Here is a 17,879-nt window from a genome sequence, read left to right on the forward strand (position 1 = left end):
GCTCACGCGTTCCCGGAATCCGACGTCTGCGGCCCGGCGGCCGCGATGTCGTCGAGCCGGTACTTCGTGGCCGCTTCGAGCACCTTCGCCTGGTCGACCTCGCCGCGCTTGGCCAGGATCGACAGCGCCCCGACGGTGATCGACTCGGCGTCGACCAGGAACTTCCGCCGCGCCGCCGGTCGGGTGTCGGAGAAGCCGAACCCGTCGGTGCCCAGCGTCAGCATGTCGGTCGGGACGTACGGGCGGATCAGGTCCGGCACCGCGCGCATCCAGTCCGACACCGCCACGACCGGCCCGTTCGCGCCCTGCAGCTTCTCGGTGACGAACGGCACGCGCGGCTCGCTGCCCGGGTAGAGCAGGTTGTCGTGGTCGATCTCGACGGCCTCGCGCCGCAGCTCGGTCCACGACGTCGCCGACCACACCGCGGCCCGCACGCCCCACTCCTCGGCCAGCAGCTTCTGCGCCTTCAGCGCGTCCGGCATCGTGACGCCCGAGACGAGGATCTGCACCTCGGGGCCGTCGCCCTCGGGGGCGTCGGCGTACTTGTACAGGCCCTTGAGCAGGCCGTCGACGTCGAGGTTCTCCGGCTCGGCGGGCTGCTGGTACGGCTCGTTGTAGATCGTCATGTAGTAGAAGACGTTCTCGCCGTTGCCGTCCGGGCCGGCCTCGCCGTACATCCGGCGCAGGCCGTCCTTGACGATGTGCGCGATCTCGAACGACCACGCCGGGTCGTAGGCCACCGCGGCCGGGTTGGTCGCCGCCAGCAGCAGCGAGTGCCCGTCCGCGTGCTGCAGACCCTCACCCGTCAGGGTGGTCCGGCCGGCGGTGGCGCCGAGCACGAACCCGCGGGCCATCTGGTCGGCGGCCGCGTACAGGCCGTCACCGGTGCGCTGGAACCCGAACATCGAGTAGAAGATGTAGATCGGGATCATCGGCTCGCCGTGCGTCGCGTACGACGTGCCGACGGCGGTGAACGACGCGGTCGAGCCCGCCTCGTTGATGCCCTCGTGCAGCAGCTGGCCCTTCTCGGACTCCTTGTAGGCCAGCATCAGGCTCGCGTCGACCGAGGTGTACGTCTGGCCGTGCGGGTTGTAGATCTTCGCCGTCGGGAACATCGAGTCGAGGCCGAAGGTGCGGGCCTCGTCCGGGATGATCGGGACGACGCGCTTGCCGATCTCGGAGTCCTTCGCCAGCTCGCGGACCAGCCGGACGAACGCCATCGTCGTGGCGACCTCCTGCTTGCCGGAGCCCTTCCGGATGCCCTCGTAGACCTTGTCGCCCGGCAGCACCAGCGCCTTGGCGGCCTTGGGACGGCGTTCCGGAAGGAACCCGCCGAGCGCCTTGCGGCGGCCGATCATGTACTCGATCTCGGGCGAGTTCGCGCCCGGGTGGTAGTACGGCGGCAGCTTCGGGTTGCGCTCGAGCTCCTCGTCGCTGATCGGGATCCGCTGCGAGTCGCGGAACAGCTTCAGGTCGTCGAGGGTGAGCTTCTTCATCTGGTGCGTGGCGTTGCGGCCCTCGAACGCCGGGCCCAGGCCGTAGCCCTTGATCGTGTGGGCCAGGATCACCGTCGGCTGGCCGTGGTGCTCCAGCGCCGACTTGTACGCCGCGTACACCTTGCGGTAGTCGTGGCCGCCGCGCTTGAGGTTCCAGATGTCGGCGTCGGAGAGGTCCTTGACCAGGTCCTTCGTCCGCGGGTCGCGGCCGAAGAAGTGCTCGCGGACGAAGGCGCCGTCGTTGGCCTTGTACGTCTGGTAGTCACCGTCCGGGGTGACGTTCATCAGGTTGACCAGCGCGCCGTCGCGGTCGGCGTGCAGCAGCGAGTCCCACTCGCGGCCCCAGATCACCTTGATGACGTTCCAGCCGGCGCCGCGGAAGTACGACTCCAGCTCCTGGATGATCTTGCCGTTGCCGCGCACCGGGCCGTCGAGCCGCTGCAGGTTGCAGTTGATCACGAAGGTCAGGTTGTCGAGGCCCTCGCCGGCCGCGACGTGGATCAGGCCGCGGGACTCGGCCTCGTCCATCTCGCCGTCGCCGAGGAACGCCCAGACGTGCTGGTCGTCGGTGTTCTTGATGCCGCGGTCGCGCAGGTAGCGGTTGAACCGCGCCTGGTAGATGGCGTTCATCGGGCCGAGGCCCATCGACACCGTCGGGTTCTCCCAGAACTCCGGCATCAGCCGCGGGTGCGGGTACGACGGCAGGCCGCCGCCCTCGCCGGCGTGGCTGAACTCCTGGCGGAAGCCGTCGAGCTGCGACTCGCTCAGCCGGCCCTCGAGGAACGCGCGGGCGTAGATGCCGGGGGAGGCGTGGCCCTGGATGTAGATCTGGTCGCCGCCGCCGGAGTGGTCCTTGCCGCGGAAGAAGTGGTTGAAGCCCACCTCGTAGAGCGCGGCCGAGGAGGCGTAGGTCGAGATGTGGCCGCCGACACCCACGCCCGGGCGCTGCGCGCGGTGCACCATGATCGCCGCGTTCCAGCGGATCCAGGCGCGGTAGCGGCGCTCGATGTCCTCGTCGCCGGGGAACCACGGCTCGTTCTCGGTGGGGATGGTGTTGACGTAGTCCGTCGAGGTCAGGGCCGGGACGCCGACGTTCCGCTCCCGGGCCCGCTCGAGGATGCGCAGCATCAGGTACCTGGCTCGCTGCTGCCCGCCCCTCGCGAGGGCCTCGTCGAAGGAGTCCAGCCACTCGGCGGTCTCCTCCGGGTCGATGTCGGGCAGGTGCGCCGCCAATCCGTCACGGATGACGCGTACGCGTGCCGGGGTCTCCTTGCCGGAGGCGCCGTCGTTCTGCGGGGCCAAGGGGTCTCCTTGCGAAAAGTTGTAGCCGGTGGTGCTCGTACGCGGGGGTGTACGACTCTCCATCGTCGTCTTCCGTCCCGGCTTCCGCACCGCTACTTGGCGGTAACATAGGCCGACCCGGTCGAGCCACTCCCAGCGCGCGGTGTATCGCGCGCGCGTTTTCTTCCTCCCCACCCTAGGGGACGACCCCTCCAGGGGTGGCAGACCGGGGGCGCCAGGCACCCGAAACGCCGTCGCGGGCGCCCGGTCGCGGGCCGTATCCTGCGACACGAGTTGTCAAAGATCCGGTGTGGACGGTTGCGCGCGGAGCCTCACCAGTGTTCGCTATCGGCAACCGGGTAGCCGAGTGTGGCGAAGTCGTACCCTTCGCGGGTGCTTCGAAGCCACGCTCCGTCGTAGTTGGAGGAGTGAAAGCAGTGGTCGCCGCGGGAGACGCTGATCAGAGCAGCGTCGCCGAGAGGCTCGGCATCAAGCCCGAGATGGTGGTCCAGGAGATCGGCTGGGACGAGGACGTCGACGACGACGTCCGCGCGGCGATCGAGGAGCAGATCGGCGGGGACATCCTCGACGAGGACGCCGACGAGGTCATCGACGTGGTGCTGCTCTGGTGGCGCGAGGACGACGGCGACCTGGGCGACGCGCTCATCGACGCCAGGGGCCCCCTGGAGGAGACGGGTGTGATCTGGGTGCTGACCCCCAAGACGGGACAGCCCGGGCACGTCGAGCCGAGTGAGATCGCCGAAGCGGTGCCCGCCGTCGGCCTGGCCCAGACCGCCAACATCAGTGTCGGCCCGAACTGGATCGGCACCCGCCTGGTGTCGCCGAAGTCGAAGTCGAAGCAGCGCTGAGCCGGTCCCGCCGGGCGGACACGATAGGGTTGTCGTCGCAGGCACGTGTCCGTTCGGGAGAGGAAACGCTGGTATGACCGTCGAGGTCGGTTCTGAGGCCCCTGACTTCACGCTCAACGACTACAACAAGCAGCCGGTCCAGCTGTCGTCGTTCCGGGGTGACAAGCCGGTGCTGCTGGTCTTCTACCCGTTCGCGTTCAGCGGCATCTGCACGGGCGAGCTGTGCCAGCTCCGCGACGAGTTCGCGGACTACGACAACAAGGGCGTCCAGGTCCTCGGCGTCTCGGTCGACACGCCGTTTTCGCTCAAGGCGTGGGCCGAGAAGGAGGGCTACCAGTTCCCGCTGCTGTCCGACTTCTGGCCGCACGGCGAGGTGGCGCGCGCGTACGGCGTGTTCAACGAGGACGCGGGCCTGGCGGTGCGCGGCACGTTCCTGATCGACACCACCGGTGTGGTCCGGTTCGCCGAGGTCAACGCGCCGGGCGAGGCCCGCGACCAGCAGGGCTGGAAGAAGGCCGTGGCCGAACTGGTTTGATCTTCCGGCCGGCGGTCCCTGCCGCGGGACCGCCGGCCGCGGGGCGCATAGCTCAGCGGAAGAGCACTCGGCTTACACCCGAGCGGTCGCAGGTTCGAACCCTGCTGCGCCCACGGTTCTCGGGGTGAGGTGTGTTCGCGGAACGCGCGAACCGGCTCGCCCCGTCGTGTCTCCCGGGGGTGCAACCCCCAGACCCCGCCCGAGGGCAAGCCCCCGGACCCCCGCCGTGGTCGCGTTGGGGACGGAGGGCTCGCTCGGATGTCGGTTCGCATCGGCGAGGCTGGCCCTGCGGAGTCACGCTGCCATGGCCGGTTCGGAGACGGCCGCCGCGGTGCGGCGCATCGTCGTCACCAGCAGTGCCAGCCCGGCGAACAGCACCGCCGCGATCACGCCCGTCACGTTCAGCGCCGTCGTGAACGCCGCCTTCGCCTGGTCGGCCAGCTCCGGGCGGGTGACGTCGACGGCGAGAGTGGTGCCCGCCGGGAACACGCCGTGGTACACCGCCGCCGCGGTGAGGCCGATCAGGGCCAGGCCCAGTGAGCCGCCGAGGTAGTTGCCGGTGTCGGCCATCGAGGCCGCCGAGCCCGCGCGCTCCGGCGGGACCGAGCCGACCACCAGCCCGATGCCCAGCGCGAACAGGGGGCCCGTGCCCAGCGTCAGCACGGTGATGCCCGCCACGACCGGCCCGAGCCCGTCGGTGACGGCCAGCGAGAGGCTGCCCGCGGCGGACACCACCAGGCCGCCCGCGATCGCCGTGACCGGGGTCACGAACCGGGTCAGCGCCGGCGCGGTCATCGTGCCCACCGCCACGCCCAGGCCCATCGGGGCGAACAGCAGCGCCGAGGCGAGCGGGGAGTGGCCGAGCACGCTCTGCAGGTACTGCGTCACCAGCAGGCCGACCCCGGCCATCGCGACCCCGGCGAACACCAGCGCGACGAGCACCGCGGTGAACGGGCGGTTCCGGAACAGCCGCAGGTCCAGCAGCGGCGCCGCGGTCGTCAGCTGACGGCGGGCGAAGCCGGCGCCCAGCAGCGTCCCGGCCGCGATCGCCGCGAGCGGCAGGCCGAGCGAGCCGGTGGCCAGCTGCTTGAGGCCGAACACGATCAGCAGCACCGCGGCCAGCGAGAGCGCCACCCCGGGCAGGTCCAGCCGCCCGGACGCCGGTGCGCGGAACTCGGGCAGCAGGAACGGCCCCGCGACGAGCAGGACGGCGACGGCCGGGACGGCGACCAGGAACACCGAGCCCCACGAGAAGTGCTGGAGCAGGAAGCCGGCGAACACCGGGCCGGCCGCGCCGCCCGCGAACTGGCAGGTGGCCCAGATGGAGATGGCCTTCCCGCGCTGCTTTTCGTCGCGGAACATGTTCGTGATCAGGGCGAGCGTCGAGGGCATCAGCGTCGCCCCGGCCACCCCGAGCGCCCCGCGCACGACGATGAGCATCACCGGCCCGGTCGAAAACGCGGCGACGATCGACAGCAGCCCGAAGGCCCCGCCACCGGCCAGCAGCAACCGCCGCCGCCCGATCCGGTCGCCGAGGGTGCCCATCGTGATGACGAACCCGGCGACGACGAAGCCGTAGCTGTCGGTGATCCACAGCTGTTCGGTGCTGCTCGCGCCGAGATCCGCGCTCAGCTGCGGCAGTGCCAGGAACAGCGACGTCATGTCCATGGCGACGAGGAGGGTGGGCAGCACGAGCACCGCCAGCCCCAGCCACTCCCGCCGTCCGGCCGGCTTCTCCATGCTCGCTCCTTCTCCGTGGTCCGTTTGCCAGGAGGTCGGAGCCGTCGTAGAGGACCGGACACGGGCGGGGAAATTCGTTCGCGACGCCGGACAGCGTCGAGGACGTCAAGATCATCCTGCTGGACGTCACCCCGGGCTGGATCAGCGAGACGCTCGAGGCGATGGGGGAGGACGGTGGCCGCGGGACGCCGGTGGCGGTCGTCGCCGAGGCCTACCGTTCCCCGGTCGAAGGCGACGCGAACGGCCCGACCGTCGTGCCGCGCTGACCGGTGTCACGCCGCATGCCAGGCGTGCTCGGCGAAGGTGTCGTCCAGCGGTGCGCGGGTGAGCCGGTTCGCGAACGTCGACAGCGTGTACGTCCCGATCCCCAGCACCACCTCCAGCGCGTTCCGCTGCGTGAATCCGGCGCCGGTGAACGCTTCCAGGACGTCGGCCGGGACCTCGCCGCGTGTGTCCATCACCGCGTGGACGAAGACGCGCAGCGCCTCCAGGCGCGGCTCCGGCAGCGGGGACTCCGCCCGCAGCGCCGCCACCAGCTCCGGTGAGGCGGACAGGCGGATCAGCGTGGCCGTGTGCATCGCCACGCAGAGGTGGCACTCGTTGCGCGCCGCCACGGTCATGATCAGCACTTCGCGTTCCAGGGGGGCCAGTGTCGTGGCCTCGAAGATCGCGCTCAGCTTGAGGAAGCCGTTGAGCAGTTCCGGTGAGGTCGCCAGCCGGGCGACGGCGGACGGGACGCGGCCGAACTTCTTCGCGGTGGCCACCATCGCGGGGCGGGCGGCGGGCGGTGCAGACTCCGGGGTGTGATCGGCGAACAAGGTGTCTCCCGAGCTAGAATCGTCAACGTGGTTGTCGAAACCGTAAACCTGGTTGTCGAGTTTGGCAACCCCTCATGACGGAGACGCCGGGGTACGAGCTGCCCTTCCTGCTCTTCGGCGGCTTCCGCACGCTCATCGACCGCCTGCACGCCGAGCTCGCCCGCCGCGGCCACCCCGACGTGCGGCCGTCGTACGGCTTCGCCATGCAGGCCGTCGGCGTCCAGGGGGCGACGGCGTCGGAAATCGGCCGCCGCCTGGGCGTTTCCAAGCAGGCGGCGGGCAAGACGGTGGAGCGGCTCGAGGCACTCGGGTACGCCGAGCGCGCCGACGACCCGGCCGACGCCCGCCGCAAGATCGTCCGGCTTACCGCACACGGCGTCGACGCGCTCAGGAAGTCGGCGGAGATCTTCGACGAGCTGCGCGCGGACTGGGCACGCGTGGTCGGCGCCGAGCGAATCGCGGCGCTGGAGAACGACCTGCGCGCGGTGGTCGGGCCGGCGGCGTACCGGTTGGACGCCGCCGGCTGGTTGTCGAGCTGAATCCCGGCTCAGGAACCGGGGTCGGCACGCACTTTCGGCCGGGAGCCGCGGGGCCGGTCGCGGTCGAAGTACGCCTCGATCTCCCGGGCTTCGTGGCCGGGCAGCCACCGGGCCGAGTAGGTCGTGCCGTACCAGTCGATCTCGCCGGAGGCCAGTTCCGCGGCGGTGTCGTAGTCCTCGGGGTCGACGCGGTCGCTGTAGTACCAGGTGCCGTCGTCGCCGGCGCGCAGGAACTCCAGCTGCAGGTCCGGGCCGACGAACAGGTAGCCGCAGGACCGCCCACCTCGGTGCAGGGCGGCCACGCGCCGGGTGCCGTCCTGGGGCTGGTGTTCGCGGCCGGTGTCGAAGAAGCGGTTCAGGTGCTTCGGCGGGGGCAACGGGCTGTCGCGGAGCAGGGAGCGAGCTAGAAGCCGCAGCCGGGGTCCGGGGCGTCCTCCGACAGCGGGCTGCCCGCCGGGAGCACGTACAGGACCTCCAGCACCAACGGCGTCGACCCGAGGTTGCGGCCGATGTGCACCTGGTCGGGCTTCTCGGTGAACGCGCGCCCGGTGGTGAAGACGCCGTCGACGCTGCAGTCGGCCAGGTTGTGCGTGAGCGTTCCGGCCTTGACGTACGCGTACAGCGTGCCGTCGTGGAAGTGCCAGCCCGTGTAGCCACCGGGCTGGACGGTGATCTCCCGCAGCGTGTAGTCGGTGTGCCCGATGGTCTTCTGGGCCAGGATCGTGCCGCTGACCCCGCTGCCGGGCGTCGCGGAGGCGGTCGAGGGAAGCACCAGGGCCGCGGCGAGGGCGGCCGTGACAACGGCGATCGGCTTGCGCATCGGCCCAAGCTACCGCGTCCGGGCGTGCCCTCGGGGGCAGTGTTCCGGGTAGTTTGCGACCATGGACGCGGACGTTTTCGGGCAGGTCCTCGGCGCGGTGCGGGAGTTCGTGCGCAAGGAGATCGTGCCGCGCGAGGCGGAGATCGACGCACGCGACGAAATCCCCGCCGAACTGCGGGAACAGGCCGCCGAGCTCGGGTTGTTCGGCTGGGCGCTGCCGGAGGAGTACGGCGGGCTCGGCCTCGGCATGGCCGAAGACGTCCGGCTGGCGATCGAGCTCGGCTGGACGACGCCCGCCTTCCGGTCCCTGTTCGGCACCAACAACGGCATCGCCGGCCAGGCGATCGTGCACCACGGGACGCCGGAGCAGCGCACCCGCTGGCTGCCGCGGCTGGCCGCCGGGCGGTCGATCGCGTCGTTCGCGCTCACCGAAGCCGAGGCCGGCTCGGACCCGGGCGGGCTGACCAGCCGCGCGGTCCGCGACGGCGACGGCTACCGGCTCTCGGGCACCAAGCGGTTCATCACCAACGCGCCGCTCGCCGAGGTGTTCGTCACCTTCGCCCGCACCGAGCCGGGAAGCACCGGCAGCCACGGCATTTCCGCGTTCCTCGTGCCCGCGGGCGCGCCCGGCGTCACCGTCGGCCCGCACGACGCCAAGATGGGCCAGGCCGGCGCGTGGACGTCGGAGGTGGTCTTCGACGACGTCGAGCTGTCCGCCGGCGCACTGGTCGGCGAAGAGGGCAAGGGCTTCGGCATCGCGATGGCCTCGCTCGCCCGCGGCCGCCTGCACATCGCGGCGCTGTGCGTCGGCCTGGCCGAGCGGGCGCTCGCCGAAGCCGTCGAGTACGCGCGGACGGCGCGCCAGGGCGGCCGGGTGATCGGCGAATACCAGCTGGTGCAGGCCCTGCTCGCGGAATCCCACGCCGAACTCGCGGCCGGCCGCGCGATGGTCCACGAAGCGGCGGCGAAGTACGACTCGGGCGAGGACCGCAAACTCGGGCCGTCGTCGGCGAAGCTGTTCTGCACCGAGATGCTCGGCCGGGTCGCGGACCGGGCGGTGCAGGTGCACGGCGGGACGGGGTACGTCCGCGGGGTCACGGTCGAGCGCATCTACCGCGACGCGCGGCTGTTCCGGATCTACGAAGGCACGAGCGAGATCCAGAAGCTCGTGATCGCGCGGCAGCTGCTGAAGGGCTGAACTTGCGCTGGAGTCCGCTCCAGGTCTTAGCGTCGGAGGCATGACCACCACCGCACAGCACAAGATCGGCTCGGGGTTCGGCGCGGCCACCACGGCGGCCGAGGTCGTCGCCGGGACCGACCTGACCGGCAAGCTCGCCGTCGTCACCGGCGGCTACTCGGGCATCGGCCTGGAGACCACTCGCGCACTGGTCGCCGCGGGCGCGCACGTCGTCGTTCCGGCCCGCCGCCGCGTCACGGCGGAAGAAGCCTTGCAGGGCTTCGAAAACGTCGAGATCGACGAACTCGACCTCGGGGACCTCGGCAGCGTCCGGGCGTTCGCCGAGCGGTTCCTCGCCACGGGCCGGGAAATCGACATCTTCGTCGGCAGCGCCGGGATCATGGCGCTGCCGGAGACCCGCGTCGGACCGGGCTGGGAGGCGCAGTTCGCCACCAACCACCTCGGGCACTTCGCCCTGGTGAACCGGCTCTGGCCGGCTTTCCGCACCGGAGCCCGGGTGGTTTCGGTGTCCTCGCGCGGCCACCACTACGGCCCCGTGCGGTTCGACGACCTGAACTTCGGGCAGGGCTACGACAAGTGGCTCGCCTACGGCCAGGCCAAGACCGCGAACATCCTCTTCGCGGTGCGGCTCGACGAACTCGCCCGCGAAGCCGGTGTCCGCGCGTTCGCCCTGCACCCCGGCCGGATCCTGACGCCGCTCGTGCGCCACCTGTCCGACCAGGAGCTGGCCGACTCGGGCATGCTGGCCGAAGGCCCCGCGGCGAGTGTCCTCAAGACGCCGGAGCAGGGCGCGGCCACCCAGGTCTGGGCGGCGACGTCCGCGCAGCTCGACGGCCTCGGCGGCGTGTACCTCGAGGACTGCGACATCGCCGAGCCCGCGCCGGCGGACGGCACCCGCACGGGCGTGAAGGACTACGCGATCGACCCGGTGCTCGCGGAACGCCTCTGGACGGTGTCCGCCGAGCTGACCGGCGTGAACGCCTTCGCTTGACCGCTGCTCCGACCACGGTATGACATCCCCTGGTCCGATGTACCCGCACCGCGCGGCACGGCAGCCTGGCGGCCATGACCAGACCACGAAACCGCCGCCGCGCGGTGCTGACGGCCGTCCTCGGGGTGGTCGCGCTGTTCGCGCCGCCGCCGGTCGCCGGTGCCCAGGCGTACCCGGCACCGGGCACGCCCGCGCTCGTCTGGGGTGCCTGCCCGGGCGGAGGCGGCCCGGACGGCGTGGAATGCGCCGAGCTCCCCGTCCCGGTGGACTGGGCCGCGCCGGACGGCCGCCGGCTCACCCTGGAAGTGGGACGGCTGAAGGCCGACGGCCCGGCGCAGGGCACGCTGCTGGTGAACTACGGCGGCCCGATCGGCACCCAGATCGAGATCATGCGCGACCGGCTCTTCACCCCGGGCTTCCAGCCGTTCGCGGGCCTGCGGCACACGATGGACGTCGTCACCTGGGACCTGCGGGGCTATCCGGGGCTGAGCAGCCCCACGGTGTGCGGCGGACCGGCCGGTGTCCCGCACGGGCAGCGGTACCCGCGGCTGCCGCGCGACCAAGCGGGCTTCGACGCACTGGCGGCCGCCAACCGCGCGGCGATCGACGGCTGCCGCACCCGGGACCCGGAACTGTTCGACAGCCTGGATTCCGCCACCTTCGCCCGCGACGCCGACGCCGTCCGCCGCGCCCTCGGCGAACGGCAAGTCAACCTGTACACGGGCTCCTACGGGTCCGTCATCGGTGAGTCCTACGCGACCCTGTTCCCCGGCCGGGTGCGGACGATGATGATCGACGGCGGGTTCGACCACGCGGGAGATCCGGACGAGGAGGACCGGGCGCGGGCCCGGGACAACGAGCGGCAGGCCCAGCGGTTCTTCGCCTGGTGCGCCTCGGACACCTCGTGCGCGCTGCACGGCCGGGACGTAGCGCGGACCTGGCGCGCGCTGGTCGCCCGCGCGGAGCGGTCGCCGATCCCCGCCCCGCAGTTCGGCACCGCCTACGACGGCACGCAACTGCAGTGGCACCTGGTGGAAATGATCGTCGCGGCGGAGCAGCAACCCGTGCCGGCCGCGGGCTGGAGCCGGTTGGCGGACGCCATCCGGCAAGCCGGCGACGGCGACGCTTCCGGCTTCGGCCCCGACGACCGGGACCTCCCCTTCACGCCCTGCCTCGACTGGCCGAGGCCCGCCGGCTACCGCGACCTCGCCGGGACACAGGCCCGGCTCGCCCGGATCGCCCCCGACACCGGCAGCGCCGGCACCGGTTTCTGGCGGGCGCTGGAATGCCTCGGCTGGCCGGCCCCGGTGACCAACCCGCCGCGGCCACTGCCCGGCGGCCTCCCCGCCTTGCTGGGCGCCGGAACGTGGGTCGACTTCGGAGCCACCGAGCGCGCCGTCCGGGCGGTACCCGGCAGCGTCGCGATCCGCCACGACGGAGGCGGTCACGAGCTCTACGCCACCGGCGACGAGTGCGTCATCGCCCATGCCGACACCTATTTCACCACCCGACGGCTGCCCCCGCCCGGCACCCGCTGCCCGTGAGCCGCCCTAGAGCTTCTCCACTTCCCGCACCAGCAGGTCGATCTCCTCTTCGGTGTTGTAGTAGTGCACCGACGCCCGGACCATGGCCGGCAGGGCGCGCGCGGTGAAGTCGTACTGCGCCGAGGTGCGCGTCGACAGCGACGTGTTGATGTTCGCCTCGGCCAGCCGCACCTTGATTTCCGCGGCCTCCCTGCCCTCGACGCTGAAGGTGACCAGGCCGCACTTGCGCGCCCCGGCGTCGTGCACGTGCGCGCCGGCGTCGGCCAGCCGGCTTCGCAGCGTCGCGGCCAGCGTGGCGACGCGCTCCTCGATCGACGGCAGGCCCCATTCGAGGGCGTAGTCGACGGCCGCGCCGAGGCCGAGCACCGCGGCGAAGTCGCGTTCCCACACCTCGAACCGCTTGGCCGTCGGGTCGACGACGTACTCCTCCGGCGACTCCCAGCTCGCCGAGTGCAGGTCGAGCATGGCCGGCTCCAGCCGCTCGCGCAGCCGCGGGTGCACGTAGAGGAACCCGGTGCCGCGCGGCCCGCGCAGGTACTTGCGGCCGGTGCCGGACAGCGCGTCGCACTTCAGGCGTGTGACGTCGAGGTCGAGCTGGCCCGCCGACTGGCACGCGTCCAGCAGGAACGGGATGCCGGCCGCTTCGGCGACCGCGCCGATCTCCTCGGCCGGGTTCACCAGGCCGCCCTGGGTGGGGACGTGGCTGACGGCGATCAGCTTGACGTCGCCGTCGACGCGCCGCTTCAGCTCCTCGACGTCCAGCTGCCCGGCCTCGTCGTCGCCGACCACTTCGACGACCGCGCCGGTGCGCCGGGCGACCTGCAGGAACGCGATCGCGTTGCTGGCGTACTCCGCCCGCGAGGTCAGGATCCGGTCGCCGGGGCCGAACGGCAGCGCGTAGAACACCGCCTGCCAGGAGCGGGTCGCGTTGTCGGTGAGCGCGATGTCGTCGACGGCGGCGCCGAGCAGGCGAGCCACCGACGTGTAGACCGCGTCCAGTCGATCCGCGGCCCCGGCGGCGGCTTCGTAGCCGCCGACCAGCGCTTCGTGGCGCAGGTACCCGACGACGGTGTCGGTCACGACCGCCGGGGGCAGCGCCGCGCCCGCGTTGTTGAAGTGGACCACCTCGGCGCACCCGGGGGTCTCGAGGCGGGCGCGTTCGACGTCGAAGCTCATACAAACTGAATACAGTAGAGGGCAATTGTATGCAATACTGCCCGGCATGGCCCGCACCCCGTTGCGCAGCGACCTCATCGAGCAGATCACCGCCCGCGTGCTCGACCGGCGGCTCGCGCCCGGCGCCCGCGTCAACGAGGTGCACCTGGCCCGCGAGCTCGGCGTCAGCCGGACGCCGCTGCGGGAGGCGCTGATCGGGCTCGCCGACCGCGGCCTGCTGGTTTCCGCGCCCGGCCGGGGGTTCCTGGTGCCGCCGTTCGACCCGGAAGAGGCGCGCCGGCTCTACCCGCTGGTGGCCGAGCTCGAAGCGCTGGCACTGCGCTGGACGTCGCCGCTGGAGCTGGCCGGGCTGCCGGACGCGCTCGACGCCGTCGCCGCCGAAATGACGCTCGCCGACGGCGGCGACCTGTCCGCACTGGACGACCGGTGGCACGCGCTGCTGCTCTCGCGCTGCCCGAACCCGCACCTGCTGCGGCTGATCGAGCAGACGAAGCCGCTGCTCAAGCGCTACGAATCGGCGTACTTCGCCCGGCACGACCACGCCGGGGAAAGCATCGGCGAGCACCGCCGCATCGCCGCGGCCCTGCGCGACGGCGACCTGGCCACCGCGTCCGCGGTGCTCGTCGCCAACTGGGTGAAAGCCTTGGCGTACCTGGGGAAGGACGAAGGATGATCATCGCGCACCTGAGCGACCTGCACTTCGACGGCGGTGCCCGGGCGGAAGACCGCGTCGCGGCGGTGATGGGCCACCTCGCCGGGCTGCCGGTCGACGCGGTCGTCGTCACCGGCGACATCGCCGACCACGGCACGGCCGAGGAGTACGCGCGGGCCGCCGAACTGCTGAAGCACCCGGCGCCGGTGCTGCTGTGCCCGGGCAACCACGACGTCCGCGCGGCGTTTCGCACCGGACTGCTCGACCGGCCGGCGTCCGGCGACCCGATCAACCACGCCCGGGAGGTCGGCGGTGTGCTGTTCGCGTTGTGCGACTCGACGATCCCGGGCCGCGGCGCGGGTTTCCTCGCCGACGAGACCCTGACGTGGCTCGACGGCGTGCTGTCCGGCGGCGACGGTCCGGCGTTGGTGGCGTTCCACCACCCGCCGGTCGAGGTCGGCGTCCCGCTGGTGGACGCGATCCGCCAGTCCGGCGAAGAGAGACTGGCAGCGGTGCTCGGGCGGCACCCGAGGGTGAAGGCGCTGCTGGCCGGCCACGTGCACACGGGCGCTTCGACGACGTTCGCCGGCGTCCCCCTGCGCATCGCACCGGGCGTGGTGTCGGGTTCGCTGCTCCCGGTCGAGCCGGGCGGGGACAGCGGCTGGCCCGACGGCGGCCCGCTGGAGTACGACCGCCCGCCGGCCCTGCTGCTGCACGTCCTGCACGACGACGGCCGGGTGACCAGCCACCACCGCGTGGTCCCGTTCTGACCGCGCCGATCCGGGGAAAGTTCGGCTCCGAGTCACCGAACCGGCCGCCGCGGGCGATACAAGGGGTGTAGGTGTCCGCCCGGCCCGAAGGAGACACGAGATGCCCCATGCGGATGAGCAGGCCTCGAGCGTCGAGTGGGTGGTCGGTGACTGACACTGCCAACTCGTCGCAACCAAGGGCGGACAGGTGGGCGTGGGACGATCCGCTCGAGCACTTCCTCAAGCACCACGACGAGCTCCTGAACAAGCTGTTCGCCTACGTATCCCGGCGCATTCCGGGCTCCTGCGACGCCAAAGCCGTGTTCTGGCAGGTTTTGGAGCCGTTCGCCGCCTATCTCGACCGCGCCGACTGCCCGCCTGAAGCCCACCCGATGATCCTCTTCGGGATAGCAGGCAAGAAAGTGGCCGACTACTGGCGGCACGAAGAGCGTCGCGGAAAAGAGGTACTGACCGCCCCATCGGAACTGTCCTTGCTCGACGACCACCTGTCGGATCCGTTCGTCACCGCGGAGATGCGGATCGACCTGTTGCGCGCCCTGGGCGGACTCGACGCCGGTGAGCGCACGGCCTTGGTGCTGTGTCACGTCGACCAGCTCGATCAGGAGTCGGCGGCCCGGATCATGGGCGTGAGCCGGAACCAGGTGCGCTGGGTGCTGCGTACGGCGAAGAAGAAGCTGTGCGAGAGCGGCGCGCTCGACGGGTACATCGCCGGGTTGCCACCAGCGGTATCGCGAAGGAAACGACAAGGCGATTCTTCGGAGGGAGCCGAATGACCAGCGAGGAGAACTTCCGTCGGCTCTTCGAAGCGCGCACGGTCCCGCAGCGCCCCGACGACCTTCGGCCTAGCGCCGAGGACCTTCGCCGCCGGCTCGCCACGCGCAAACCGTGGGAGATCCACGAGCTCGTCGACGAGGTCGAGGGAAGCCGTCGCATCGCCGAAGCCCCGGAACCACCGGCTCGGATGACGGCGCCGGCCGGCGTTCCCCGGCACCGGGCCATCATGGCGGTCGACATCGAGAACTCGACCATGCGGACGAACTCGGTGCGTGCCCGGCTCCGCGACGTCCTTTTCGAGTTCCTCGACGAGGCGCTCGCGATCGGCGGGGTCCTCCGGAGGCACCGCGACCCGTTCATCGACCGCGGGGACGGTGCCCTGTGCCTGCTCCGGCCGTTCGACCAGCTGCCCAAGACCCTGCTGCTCACGACCGTCGTCCCGGCGCTGCACGACCTGCTCGAGAAGCACGCCGAGGCCCGGCCGGAGCTCGCGTTCCGGTTGCGGGTGGCCGTACACGCCGGTGAGGTGCACTACGACAGCCGTGGGCCCTACGGTGAGGACCTCGACCTCGCCTGCCGGCTCGTCGACGCTCCCGAGCTGAAGCGGCAGTTGCGCGACACGACGGCGCCGCTCGTGTTGGCCGTCTCGCAGGAGATGCACCGCTCGGTCGTGCGGCACGGCTACCCCGGTATCGACCGGGACGCCTTCAGCCAGGTCGTCCACATCAAGCTCGGCGGCGAACGGCTCCGCGGCTGGCTCCACACCCCCGAAACCGAGAGCCACGCCGAAGGGAACACCGCCTAGACGAGTGATGCGCAAGTCCGGTCCCACCGGAGGGGCGGGGGAGGTCGGACCCGCTCTGCCGCGGCTGAGCGGAGGACACTGCTGCCGCGGCTGGGAAGAAAGGATGTCCTCGCCGGACGGGCAGGCTCCGGGATGACCACCCGGCTCCGTGATTCAAGGCACATCACCCGCCCACCAACCGGGTCACGCATTACTCGTCTGGCAGCGGGCGTCAGCCGCTGAACACCGGGAGCGTGATCCGGGACGGCCGGGCCGCGTCGTGGAACACCTCGAAGCGGTTCGGCTTCCCGGTCACCGCCGAGGTCACCGGCTCGTCCGTTCCGTGGTTGCGGGCGAACCGCGGGAACGCGCCGCCCGCCACCTGGACGCGCAGCCGGTGGCCGCGGCGGAAGCGGTAGGCCGTCGGGTCGAGCGTCACCTCCGCCGTGACCACGTCGCCGTCGCCGTCCGAAGGGCGCAGCCGCAGGATCCCGTCGGTCACGTTGCGGGAGACCCCGCCCGCGTCGACGTCGCAGAGCCGGACGTAGACGTCCGCGTGGCCCAGCTCGGTGCGCACGTGCACGGTCGCCGACACCTCGCCGATGACGTCGACGTCCGACGGCAGCGGTTCGCCGGTGAACACCAGCACGTCCGGCCGGGCCTCGACCTCCTGGTTGTCGCGCTGCTTCCACGCGCCGGTGAGCAGCGGGCCGCCGACCGCCGGCGTCGGGTCGGCCGGGTCGTAGGTGAACGTCGTGGGCAGCGCCGGGTCCCCGAACGCCTCGCCGAGCCCGCCGATCGGGCGCAGGTGCGCGTCGGTCGCCTTCGACGGCGGCGGCCACGACTCGAAGTCCAGCCACGTCCCGGCGCCCTGGAGGAACAGCCGGACCGGGGACCGCTGCAGGTACGTCCGGTCGCCGAGCAGGTGCGCGCGCAGGAAGCCGAGCTGGTCGCGGATCATCGGGCCCATGCTCGCGGGCTCGCCGTGCGCCCACGGCCCGATCGTGATCCGCGGCGCCTTGCCCGCGTCGGCGAGGATCCGGAAGTCGCGCAGCTGCGAGCCGATGAACAGGTCGTACCAGCCGGTGACCATCGACACCGGGACGTCGAGGCGCGCCACTTCGGCGCTGTGGTCGGACATCGCCCAGTAGTCGTCTTCGGGGACGAAGTGCCCGGTGATGTCCTGCAGGAACTGCACCGGCCTGCCGATCGCGGCCACGTCGGCGCCGCTGATCGGCAGGTGGGCCATGGCCCGGCGGGTCCGGCGCGTCTGCAGCGGGTTCGGCAGCGCCGCGAAGCGCTCTTCCTGACGGCCGATCATCGCCGACCACGAGACCATGTTGTCCGCCGCGAGCACCCCGCCCGGGTAGAACGTCGAGACGAACTCCGACGCCGTCACCCCGAGGCACATCGCGGCCAGCGGCGGGTCGAGGTACGGCCCGATCGCCCACTGCGTGTGCCCGAGGTAGCTGGCGCCAGCCATGCCGAGGTTCCCGTCGCACCACGGCTGGGCGCGCAGCCACTCGGCGGTGGCGAGCCCGTCCTCGCGCTCGAGGTGGAAGGGCCGGAACTCGCCGCCGGAGCCGAACGAGCCGCGGGTGCTCTGGATGACTGTCTGCAGCCCGTGCCGCGCGAACGTCTCGCCGAAGAGCTTCGACAGCATTCCTTTGCGGCCGTACGGGGTGCGGATCAGCACGACCGGCGCCGACGTCGTCCCGGCCGGGGCGTACCGGTCGGCGAGCAGCGTGACGCCGTCGGGCATCGGCACGGCGAGGTCGCGCGTCACGACCGGCTTGGGCCCTTCGGCGCGGGGGAGTCCGAGCAGCTTGTCGACAAGTCGGTCCAGCACGGGCGCCCGCCTTCCGAAGTGGAGTCGATCCTTCCGGATCCGA

17 protein-coding genes and 1 tRNA gene are annotated in these 17,879 nt (G+C 71.6%); 11 read left to right on the forward strand and 7 right to left on the reverse strand.

The window, feature by feature from the left end; all coding sequences use genetic code 11:
* Window positions 1–2 precede the first annotated feature (2 nt).
* On the reverse strand, window positions 3–2,798 hold the full coding sequence (aceE, locus tag ACWEGE_RS28320) for a pyruvate dehydrogenase (acetyl-transferring), homodimeric type (protein WP_449663481.1): 2,796 nt from the start codon (window positions 2,796–2,798) through the stop codon (window positions 3–5).
* 416 nt (window positions 2,799–3,214) lie between these two features.
* On the opposite strand from aceE, the gene ACWEGE_RS28325 reads away from it, so the two are divergent.
* From ACWEGE_RS28325 to ACWEGE_RS28335, 3 genes are all read left to right on the forward strand, one after another.
* On the forward strand, window positions 3,215–3,646 hold the full coding sequence (locus ACWEGE_RS28325) for a DUF3052 domain-containing protein (RefSeq protein ID WP_003084504.1): 432 nt from the start codon (window positions 3,215–3,217) through the stop codon (window positions 3,644–3,646).
* A gap of 73 nt (window positions 3,647–3,719) precedes the next feature.
* On the forward strand, window positions 3,720–4,181 hold the full coding sequence (locus tag ACWEGE_RS28330; RefSeq protein ID WP_449663482.1) for a peroxiredoxin: 462 nt from the start codon (window positions 3,720–3,722) through the stop codon (window positions 4,179–4,181).
* 41 nt (window positions 4,182–4,222) lie between these two features.
* Window positions 4,223–4,294 (forward strand) — tRNA-Val (locus ACWEGE_RS28335).
* Between the two features lie 181 nt (window positions 4,295–4,475).
* Here the strand turns inward: ACWEGE_RS28335 and ACWEGE_RS28340 are convergent.
* Both ACWEGE_RS28340 and ACWEGE_RS28345 read right to left on the reverse strand, forming a co-directional pair.
* Window positions 4,476–5,921 carry an MFS transporter gene (locus ACWEGE_RS28340; protein ID WP_449663483.1) on the reverse strand — a complete coding sequence of 482 codons (1,446 nt, stop codon included), beginning with the start codon at window positions 5,919–5,921 and terminating at the stop codon, window positions 4,476–4,478.
* A gap of 272 nt (window positions 5,922–6,193) precedes the next feature.
* Window positions 6,194–6,688 carry a carboxymuconolactone decarboxylase family protein gene (locus ACWEGE_RS28345; protein ID WP_449663508.1) on the reverse strand — a complete coding sequence of 165 codons (495 nt, stop codon included), beginning with the start codon at window positions 6,686–6,688 and terminating at the stop codon, window positions 6,194–6,196.
* A 125-nt stretch (window positions 6,689–6,813) separates the two neighbouring features.
* Between ACWEGE_RS28345 and ACWEGE_RS28350 the strand changes: the two genes are divergently transcribed.
* Window positions 6,814–7,278, forward strand: a complete 465-nt coding sequence (locus ACWEGE_RS28350) for a MarR family winged helix-turn-helix transcriptional regulator (RefSeq protein WP_449663484.1) — start codon at window positions 6,814–6,816, stop codon at window positions 7,276–7,278.
* Window positions 7,279–7,286: 8 nt separating this feature from the next.
* On the opposite strand, the gene ACWEGE_RS28355 is transcribed toward ACWEGE_RS28350, so the two are convergent.
* Window positions 7,287–7,655 (reverse strand): hypothetical protein, encoded by a 369-nt coding sequence (locus tag ACWEGE_RS28355; protein ID WP_449663485.1) that lies wholly within the window; start codon window positions 7,653–7,655, stop codon window positions 7,287–7,289.
* 26 nt (window positions 7,656–7,681) lie between these two features.
* A complete protein-coding gene (locus ACWEGE_RS28360; RefSeq protein ID WP_449663486.1) occupies window positions 7,682–8,098 on the reverse strand; it encodes a cupin domain-containing protein in 417 nt (138 codons plus the stop codon).
* Window positions 8,099–8,159: 61 nt separating this feature from the next.
* On the opposite strand from ACWEGE_RS28360, the gene ACWEGE_RS28365 reads away from it, so the two are divergent.
* From ACWEGE_RS28365 to ACWEGE_RS28375, 3 genes are all read left to right on the forward strand, one after another.
* Window positions 8,160–9,296, forward strand: a complete 1,137-nt coding sequence (locus ACWEGE_RS28365; RefSeq protein WP_449663487.1) for an acyl-CoA dehydrogenase family protein — start codon at window positions 8,160–8,162, stop codon at window positions 9,294–9,296.
* Window positions 9,297–9,336: 40 nt separating this feature from the next.
* Window positions 9,337–10,287, forward strand: coding sequence for an SDR family NAD(P)-dependent oxidoreductase (locus ACWEGE_RS28370; protein WP_449663488.1), 951 nt, complete (start codon window positions 9,337–9,339; stop codon window positions 10,285–10,287).
* Between the two features lie 74 nt (window positions 10,288–10,361).
* On the forward strand, window positions 10,362–11,831 hold the full coding sequence (locus ACWEGE_RS28375) for an alpha/beta fold hydrolase (protein WP_449663489.1): 1,470 nt from the start codon (window positions 10,362–10,364) through the stop codon (window positions 11,829–11,831).
* A 6-nt stretch (window positions 11,832–11,837) separates the two neighbouring features.
* Here ACWEGE_RS28375 and ACWEGE_RS28380 read toward each other — a convergent pair whose 3' ends face one another.
* Entirely contained in the window at window positions 11,838–13,007 is a 1,170-nt protein-coding gene (locus ACWEGE_RS28380; RefSeq protein WP_449663490.1) for an aminotransferase class V-fold PLP-dependent enzyme, read from the reverse strand.
* A gap of 46 nt (window positions 13,008–13,053) precedes the next feature.
* Here ACWEGE_RS28380 and ACWEGE_RS28385 point away from each other — a divergent pair, with 46 nt between their 5' ends.
* The 4 genes from ACWEGE_RS28385 to ACWEGE_RS28400 all read left to right on the forward strand — a co-directional run bounded on the left by ACWEGE_RS28385 (window position 13,054) and on the right by ACWEGE_RS28400 (window position 16,008).
* Window positions 13,054–13,680 (forward strand): GntR family transcriptional regulator, encoded by a 627-nt coding sequence (locus ACWEGE_RS28385; protein WP_449663491.1) that lies wholly within the window; start codon window positions 13,054–13,056, stop codon window positions 13,678–13,680.
* Window positions 13,677–14,429, forward strand: coding sequence for a metallophosphoesterase (locus tag ACWEGE_RS28390; protein ID WP_449663492.1), 753 nt, complete (start codon window positions 13,677–13,679; stop codon window positions 14,427–14,429). The genes ACWEGE_RS28385 and ACWEGE_RS28390 overlap by 4 nt, the downstream gene beginning before the upstream one ends.
* A 146-nt stretch (window positions 14,430–14,575) precedes the next feature.
* Complete coding sequence (locus ACWEGE_RS28395; RefSeq protein WP_449663493.1) at window positions 14,576–15,202, forward strand: RNA polymerase sigma factor; 627 nt, start codon at window positions 14,576–14,578, stop codon at window positions 15,200–15,202.
* Window positions 15,199–16,008 (forward strand): hypothetical protein, encoded by an 810-nt coding sequence (locus tag ACWEGE_RS28400; RefSeq protein ID WP_449663494.1) that lies wholly within the window; start codon window positions 15,199–15,201, stop codon window positions 16,006–16,008. Before ACWEGE_RS28395 ends, ACWEGE_RS28400 begins: the two co-directional genes overlap by 4 nt.
* Before the next feature lie 211 nt (window positions 16,009–16,219).
* Here ACWEGE_RS28400 and ACWEGE_RS28405 read toward each other — a convergent pair whose 3' ends face one another.
* Entirely contained in the window at window positions 16,220–17,836 is a 1,617-nt protein-coding gene (locus ACWEGE_RS28405) for a CocE/NonD family hydrolase (protein ID WP_449663495.1), read from the reverse strand.
* Window positions 17,837–17,879 lie beyond the last annotated feature (43 nt).

The sequence above is a fragment of the Amycolatopsis sp. NPDC004747 genome, from assembly GCF_053601335.1.